Here is a 7,663-nt window from a genome sequence, read left to right as displayed (position 1 = left end):
GCCTGGCCCAGCGCTTTCGCGAGCAGGCTCGCTCCCACAGTGGTTTTGTGTTTCGCAGGGACTTATAGCGCAGCCTTCACCTGCAACCCCACCACCAGCGCATTATCGATGTCCTGCCCGGAAAACGCCCCCGGTTCGATGATGTATTGCAGGTTCGGGCGCAGGGTCAGCCATGGGGTGGCCTGGTAGCCGTAACCCAGCTCGATCAACTGCTCGGCGCTATCGAGATGCGGGAACGCAGCACCATTGGCCAGCGCGGCATCCTGCTGCACATCGCGGCTGCGTGGGTTCGGCACGGCGCGACCATAACCCAGCGCCAGGGTGTCACGCGGACGGCTTTCGAACGGTTTGTACAACACCACGCCGGTGCCGTACCACTTGCTGAACGGTGATGCCGCTTCACTGGCCGCCGAATACTGACCGAACGCATGCAGGCTGCGGCCCTCGGAGGTCGGCGAACGCCATACGGCCTGATCGATCAGCAAATAATGCCCGCCACGTCCGGACACTTCGTCGTCGCTGCCAATGCGTTTGACGTCGGAGCTGTCGTAGTAATAGCCGAGCTTGTACTCACCCGGCAGCTCGCCGGCGTGCTTGTACACCAGCTCGATCGGCACGACGGTGCCGGTGGTGTGCTTCGGCCCCAGATGCCAGGCGCGGCTGGAATTGCCGTTACTTTCTGGATCGACGTTGAACGCCGCCACACGCAGCTGCCAGGACGGCGACAGGTCGTATTTGACCCGCACGCCCAGACGAGCGTTGGGGTAGTTGGTCCAGCCGCTGCCGCCGGACATGTTCAGCGGGTGACCGCAGAAACCGGCGTTCATGAAGTTGCACAGAATGCCGCTGTCGAGGCCGCCGAGGTCGTTACCCATGGCCATGTAGCCGAGCTTCACGTTCAGCGCCGGGGTGAACAGGCTGCGCTCGTAACTCAGTTCAGTCAGGCGCGTGTAAAGGCCGCCGTAGTTTTCCTGAATCGGCAGGCGGTTGCCGACCAGATCTTCCGAAGCGCTGTTACCGCGCCGGTCGTTGATGGTCAGTTGCACTTTGCCGGCGTTGTCGACGCCGTAGAGTTTACTCAGATCAAACTGCACGCCGAGCTTGATGTTCTGCGAGTAGCGCGCCGAACGGTGCAGGCCGCCGTCGGCGTTGTAAGCGGTTTCGCCGCTGTAATCGCCAGTGAACTTGACGCCGTCTTCATCGAGTTGATGGCGCAAGCCGCCCCAATCACCGGTGAGGGTGCTGCGGGTCAGCAGATCGGAATCGCTGGCGGCCAGCGCGGGGAGGGCAGTGGTGCAGCTCAGACCCAGCAACAGGCCAGTGGAAAGCTTGGTACGAGAAAAGCGAACAGCCGATGACATGTGAATCCTTCCTGCTGAAATCTTTGACGCAATAAAACGGCGACGCGGTGCTTTGGGGCACCGCGCGCTTGGGGGAGGTTGGTTGTGCGGCAGCGAGTTACGGCAGGGCGTAAGCCATCACGTAATCGCCACGATCGGTCGACTGGCGTGCGCCGCCAGCGGTGACAACGATGTACTGCTTGCCGGTCTTCGGCGAAACGTAGGTCATCGGGCCGCCCTGGCTGCCGACTGGCAGACGGGCTTTCCAGACTTCTTCGCCGTTGCCGCTGTTGAAGGCGCGCAGGTAGAAGTCCTGGGTGCCGGCAATGAAGATCAGGCCGCCCTGGGTCGACAGGGTGCCGCCGAGGGTTGGCAGACCGATCTTGATCGGCAAGTGCATGCGGATGCCCAGGGGACCGGTGTCTTCAACGGTGCCGACCGGAACCTGCCATGCGACTTTCTGGGTCTTCATGTCGATCGCGGTCAAAGTGCCGAACGGCGGCGCCTGGCACGGAATGCCGGCCACCGACAGGAAGCGGTTCTTGTTCACCGCGTACGGCGTGCCTTTGAGCGGCACAGCGCCCATGCCGGTGTTCAGCGCTTCGCCACCGCCAGCGGCCTGGCCTTTGTTCTGCGACGGGATCATCTGGATCCACAGACCCAGGCGCATGTCGTTGACGAAGATGAAACCGTGCACCGGGTCAGTGGAGATGCTGCCCCAGTTCATGCCGCCCAGCGAACCCGGGAAGCTCAGCGATTTGTCAGTACCCGGTGCGGTGTACAGGCCGTCGTAGCGCATGCTCTTGAAGTCGATGCGGCAGAGCAACTGGTCGTACGGCGTGGCGCCCCACATGTCCGATTCCGTCAGGTGCTGCGCGCCGATCTGCGGCATGCCCACGGATTTCGGCTGAGTCGGCGAGTACGGCTCGTTAGGGATGTTCGCGGCTTTCACCGGTACTTCCTTGACTTCGGTCAGCGGCTTGCCGGTGGCGCGGTCGAGCACATAAATCTGCCCGGCCTTGGTGCCGATGACCAGCGCCGGAACGCTTTGGCCGTCCTTGTCGAAGTCGATCAGGCTCGGCTGCATCGGCAGGTCGAAGTCCCACAGATCGTTGTGCACGGTCTGGAACACCCAGCGCTCTTCGCCGGTGCTGGCGTCCAGCGCGAGGATCGAGGCGCCGTACTTGTGGTCCAGTTCGCTGCGCTCGACACCATAGATGTCGGTGGACGAGCTGCCCATCGGCAGGAATACGGTGTTGGTCGCCGCGTCGTAGGACATCGGCGCCCAGCTGTTCGGCGTGCTGCGCACGTAGGTTTTGCCGTCGGCCGGCGCGTTGCGATCCTGCGGGTTGCCCGGGTCGAACGCCCAGCGCATGGCGCCGGTGATCACGTCAAAACCACGGATCACACCGCCGGGCATGTCGCTTTGCACGTTGTCGGCAACACGACCGCCAACCACCACGGTGGTGCCGGCCATCAATGGCGCGGACGATAACTGATAGTAGCTGTCCGGCACATCACCCAGGCCGGCCTTCAGATCGACCTGGCCGTTGTTGCCGAAACCCTGGCAGAACTCGCCAGTGTCAGCATCTACCGCGATCAGGCGAGCATCGATGGTGTTGGTCAGCAGACGACGCTGGCAGTTGGCAGCCGGCGCCGGTTTGGCTTCGATGATCGAAGAATTGCTCGGCTGAGCGATGGTCGCGGTGGCGTCGAAATAGGCCATGCCACGGCAGCGCTGCCAGACTTTCGATTGCGCGTTGATCGCGTTCTTCCACAGCTCTTTACCGGTGTCGGCATCGAGGGCGATCAGGTTGTTGTGCGGGGTGCAGATGAAGACTTTGTTGCCGACCTGCAGCGGGGTGAGCTGGTCTTCGGCGCCGTTGCCATCGCTCTCGGCGACGTCACCGGTGTGGTAGGTCCACGCGACTTTCAATTTGTCGACGTTGTTGCGGTTGATCTGGTCGAGCGCGGCGAAGCGGCTGCCACCTTCGGTGTTGCCGTAGTGCGCCCAGTCTTTCTGCGCCTTGGCCGGCTCGACCGGAGTCAGGCCCGGGCCAGTGCCAGTGGCGGCAACCGTCGGGTGAGCGACAAACATGTTGCCCGCCGCAACCGCGACACCGACCGCGAGCACAGCGGCCACGGCATACGCGCCACGACCGGCCACGCGGCCATTGGCGCGCGCCAGCAGCGGGTAGACCAGAGCGACGACCATGCCGATCGCGCTGAACATGAACAGCCGCGAGAACACCGGCCAGAACACCAGCCCGGCGTCAGCCACGGCCCAGATCGCGGTGGCCACGAGAAATGCGGCGAACAGCCAGGCGCCTGCAGTTTTCTTCAGGGCGATCAGTACGCCGGAAACGGTCATCGCCAGACCGCCGACCAGGAAGTACCAGGAACCGCCCAGGCTGACCAGCTTCACACCGCCGACCGCGAGCGCCAGACCGAGCAGGGCGATGATCACGCCAAGGCCGACCAGAATGAACGTTGAAACGCCTGAGACGCGTTGACTGTGGTTCACATTGAAAGTCCCGTTTGAATGAAGCGCGGGATTATAGCGGTAACTAACCATTCAGTTAACCGCAGTTTTGCCATGAAAACGTGCACTTCTGTGAATCAAGCGTGGTGCAGGATTAGCAAAACGCAAGTTGAGAGGGGTTTCTCGACGTCTCGGCGGGGATGGCGAGTCGGGCTTGCAGTTGCAATGCACATATACAAACACCGCGCTGAATTCACCCCTCACCCCAGCCCTCTCCCCGAGGAGAGGGAGCCGATTGGTGGCGTTTCAGAACTTGTGTTCACCTCGGTATTGCAGGTTGGAATCACTCGATCAAACAACTCGGTCAGTTCCTTCTCCCTCGGGGAGAGGGCTAGGGTGAGGGGCTTTTGAGGTTGGCCGCGATGGCAACCTTGCCCTTTGCCCGGCCTTTTTCTACGTAGTGCAACGCGTCAGCTATCTGATCGAACGGAAAAGTACGATCAACCACAGGTTTGATCACCCCGGCCTCAATCAACGCAGTGATTTTTTGCAACTGGACGCCATCGGCACGCATGAACAGAAACGAATAATCCACCCCATGCTTGCGCGCCTTGCGCCGAATGCCACTGCTGAGCAGACGCATGACCAGCCCGAGCAGCCAGGACAAACCCTGCTCCCGAGCGAACTGCGCAGTCGGCGGCCCTGACAGGGAAATCAGTTGCCCGCCCGGTTTCAACACCTGCAACGATTTCTCCAGCACATCGCCGCCGAGGCTGTTGAGCACCACGTCGTAGTCGCGCAGCTCAATGGCGAAATCCTGCTGTTTGTAATCAATCACCACATCGGCGCCCAGCGCCTTGACCCAATCGACATTCGCCGTGCTGGTCGTAGTCGCAACGAAAGCGCCGAGGTGTTTGGCCAGTTGAATGGCGACCGTGCCAACGCCACCGGAGCCGGCGTGAATCAGCACCTTCTGGCCTTTTTGCAGCCCGGCGACTTCGACCAGTGCCTGCCACGCCGTCAACGCCACCAGCGGCATGCAAGCCGCCTCGGTCATGGCGAGATTGGCGGGTTTCAACGCGATCGCTTGTTCGTCGACAGCGATGCGTTCGGCAAACGTGCCAATCCTGTTTTCAGGCGCACGCGCATAAACCTCATCGCCCGGCTTGAAACGCTTGACCGCCGCACCGGTGCTGAGCACCACGCCGGCAACATCGTTGCCCAATATCAAAGGCATTTGATAGGGCAGGATTATCTTGAACTCGCCGCTGCGAATCTTCAGGTCCAGGGGATTGACGCTGCTGGCGCGCACTTCGATCAGCACATCGTGGGCGCCAACCAGCGGTTCGGGCAGGTCGCCGATCCGGCCGTTCTGCTTGCCGTAGCGCTCGATGAAAAATGCCTTCATTGCGGATGCTCTTGTCGGTAGAAACCCGCCGGCATAGCGGCGGGTCTGGATGAGGTCAGGCCTGAGTCAGATAACGCTGCGCCACCGCCGACTGGCGAATCTGCCCCAACAGCCCCTGACGCGCGGCTTGCAGGGCATCCCAGCGCTCGCCTTCGTGCAGCGGCGGGATGGTCACGACTTCGCGACGGTCGAAACCGACCAGCGCGGCATCGACCATATCGCCGACTTCCATGATGTCGGTGAGGGTGTTGATGTCGATACCGGCGCGGTCCCAGATTTCCGTGCGAGTGGCCGCAGGCAATACGGCTTGCACATACACGCCTTGTGGCGACAGTTCCAGGCTCAGGCCCTGGGAGAGGAACAGTACGAACGCCTTGGTCGCGCCATACACCGACATGCCGAACTCCGGCGCCAGGCCGACCACCGAGCCGATGTTGATGATCGCGCCGTCGCCGGCCTTGGCCAGACGCGGGGCGATCGCACTGGCCAAACGCACCAGCGCCGTGGTGTTGAGCGCGACCAGTTGCGCCACGCTGTCGGTGCTCTGCTCGATGAAGGTACCGGACTGCGCCGCGCCGGCATTGTTGACGAGGATACCGATGCGCGCGTCGTCACGCAGACGCGCCTCGACGGTTTGCAGGTCGCTCAGTTGCGTCAGGTCGGCCTGTAGCACTTCGACATTGACGTTGTGCTCAGCGCGCAAACCGGCAGCAAGGGTGTCCAGGCGCGCCTGGTCACGGGCGACCAGCACCAGATCGTGCCCGCGTTGGGCGAAACGTGCGGCGTAGACCGCGCCGATGCCGGTGGAGGCGCCAGTGATCAGAACAGTAGGGCGAGTAGTCATGGTGTGGGCTCTTTTGTCAGTTGAAGACTGATTGCGGACCTTTAGGATGATGATCGAAATCTAACCTGTCAACGGTTTTGATTATGGCCAACATCTATGTATCATCGGCCCATGAATTTTCAGCGCTGGAGGTATTCAACATGCGCGTATCCAAGGCTCAGGCTCAGGCCAATCGCGAGCACATTGTCGAAACCGCTTCAGTGATGTTCCGCGAACGCGGTTATGACGGGGTCGGCGTGGCTGACCTGATGGCGGCCGCCGGTTTTACTCACGGCGGTTTCTACAAACACTTCGGCTCCAAGGCCGACCTGATGGCCGAAGCCTCGGCCAACAGCCTGGCGCAGTCCACGGCCGCCGCCGAAAGCATGAGCGTGGAGGATTTCATCGACGTGTACGTGTCGCGAGACCATCGCGACGGCCGCTCCACCGGTTGCACCATGGCAGCGCTGTGCGGCGATGCGGCGCGGCAGTCCGGGGACGTGAAAGCGGCGTTCGCTGAAGGTATCGAGCGCACGTTGCAGACGCTCGGCGAGAAATACCCGACCGCAGCGGATGCACCGCAAGGTGAGGGCCGAACCCGGATGATCGACCTGCTGGCCCGGGCGGTCGGGGCGATCATGCTGTCGCGCGCCTGCCCGGATGATTCGGCGCTGGCCGATGAGATTCTGGCGGTGTGTCACGCTTCGATGACTGAGTCGCTGCCCGCGATCGAAACTGCGCAAGAAGCCACGCAGGACAGCTGAAGCGATCAGTGCTGGCGGTGCAGGGCCTTGTCGAGTGCCGCCAGCAAAACCTCTTCTTCGAAGGGTTTGCACAGGCATTCAAACGCCTGGTAATGCCCGGACTCAGCCAGCGCCGCCTCGTCCCAATGGGCGGACATGCAGATCACCGGAAACTGTCGCGACAGCTGGCGCATCACGTCGATGCCGGACAGGCCGGGCATGCGCAGATCCAGCAGCAGGCAGGCGATTTCGGCGAAGTCGGCTTCGGCGAGAAACGCTTCGCCACTGGCATAAACCTGCGCGCGATACCCGACCGAACGCAGCAGATTCGACAGGCTTTTGCGCACCGACGCGTCGTCATCGACGATGCAGACAATCGTCGGTCGGGTGTTCTCGATCGCCGTCGGGCGACCCGCCGGGCCGCTCACGACAGGCTCGATGGGCCAGGCGAAGGCGCAGCGCTGATCAGTCCGTAGAGTTCGACGAGGTTGACCAGCGAGCGGGTCTGCATCTTCGCCATGATGTGTTTGCGATGAACCTTGGCGGTCACTTCGCTGGTGCCCAACTGGTTGGCGATCTGTTTGTTCGACAGGCCACCGACAATCAGCGGCAGCACCTCGCGCTCACGCGGTGTCAGCTGCGCCGCCAATTGCCGCACGTGCTGAACCCGTTGCCATTGATTGAACGCCGTCGCGGCGTGTTGACGGGTGCTGCGCAGAATGCCAAGCAGTTCATCGTCATTGAATGGCTTGGTCAGGAACTCCACCGCGCCGGCCTTCATCGCCTGCACCGACATCGGAATCGTGGGGGGGGGGGGGGCGGAGTATACACGCCCCCCCCGCGGGGGGATTATACACAAGACCGACC

The 7,663-nt window shown here is 62.3% G+C and carries 7 protein-coding genes; 1 reads left to right on the top strand and 6 read right to left on the bottom strand.

Translation table 11 applies throughout. The features are described 5' to 3' along the window. Positions 1 to 62: 62 nt before the first annotated feature. From QMX86_RS26565 to QMX86_RS26550, 4 genes are all read right to left on the bottom strand, one after another. The gene (locus tag QMX86_RS26565) at positions 63 to 1,361 is read right to left on the bottom strand and encodes a carbohydrate porin (protein ID WP_282387133.1); all 1,299 of its coding nucleotides are present in this window, start codon (positions 1,359 to 1,361) and stop codon (positions 63 to 65) included. A 97-nt stretch (positions 1,362 to 1,458) separates the two neighbouring features. Further along, on the bottom strand, positions 1,459 to 3,864 hold the full coding sequence (locus tag QMX86_RS26560) for a glucose/quinate/shikimate family membrane-bound PQQ-dependent dehydrogenase (protein WP_143128171.1): 2,406 nt from the start codon (positions 3,862 to 3,864) through the stop codon (positions 1,459 to 1,461). Between the two features lie 349 nt (positions 3,865 to 4,213). Beyond that, a complete protein-coding gene (locus tag QMX86_RS26555; protein WP_282387136.1) occupies positions 4,214 to 5,230 on the bottom strand; it encodes an NADP-dependent oxidoreductase in 1,017 nt (338 codons plus the stop codon). 55 nt (positions 5,231 to 5,285) lie between these two features. Next, a complete protein-coding gene (locus QMX86_RS26550) occupies positions 5,286 to 6,074 on the bottom strand; it encodes an SDR family oxidoreductase (RefSeq protein WP_071172509.1) in 789 nt (262 codons plus the stop codon). Positions 6,075 to 6,214: 140 nt separating this feature from the next. Here QMX86_RS26550 and QMX86_RS26545 point away from each other — a divergent pair, with 140 nt between their 5' ends. Then, positions 6,215 to 6,817: a TetR family transcriptional regulator gene (locus QMX86_RS26545; protein WP_122746523.1), complete on the top strand. Its 603-nt coding sequence runs from the start codon at positions 6,215 to 6,217 to the stop codon at positions 6,815 to 6,817. Between the two features lie 5 nt (positions 6,818 to 6,822). Here the strand turns inward: QMX86_RS26545 and QMX86_RS26540 are convergent, their stop codons facing one another. Beyond that, positions 6,823 to 7,224 (bottom strand): response regulator, encoded by a 402-nt coding sequence (locus tag QMX86_RS26540; RefSeq protein WP_282387137.1) that lies wholly within the window; start codon positions 7,222 to 7,224, stop codon positions 6,823 to 6,825. Continuing rightward, positions 7,221 to 7,592: a LuxR C-terminal-related transcriptional regulator gene (locus tag QMX86_RS26535; RefSeq protein ID WP_282390423.1), complete on the bottom strand. Its 372-nt coding sequence runs from the start codon at positions 7,590 to 7,592 to the stop codon at positions 7,221 to 7,223. The genes QMX86_RS26540 and QMX86_RS26535 overlap by 4 nt, the downstream gene beginning before the upstream one ends. Positions 7,593 to 7,663: the final 71 nt, after the last annotated feature.

The sequence above is a fragment of the Pseudomonas sp. PS01270 genome (genome assembly GCF_029959775.1).
Classification (GTDB): domain Bacteria; phylum Pseudomonadota; class Gammaproteobacteria; order Pseudomonadales; family Pseudomonadaceae; genus Aquipseudomonas; species Aquipseudomonas atacamensis.
The sequence above is the reverse complement of the archived record's forward strand: the minus strand, read 5'-3'. Positions and strand labels throughout refer to the sequence as shown.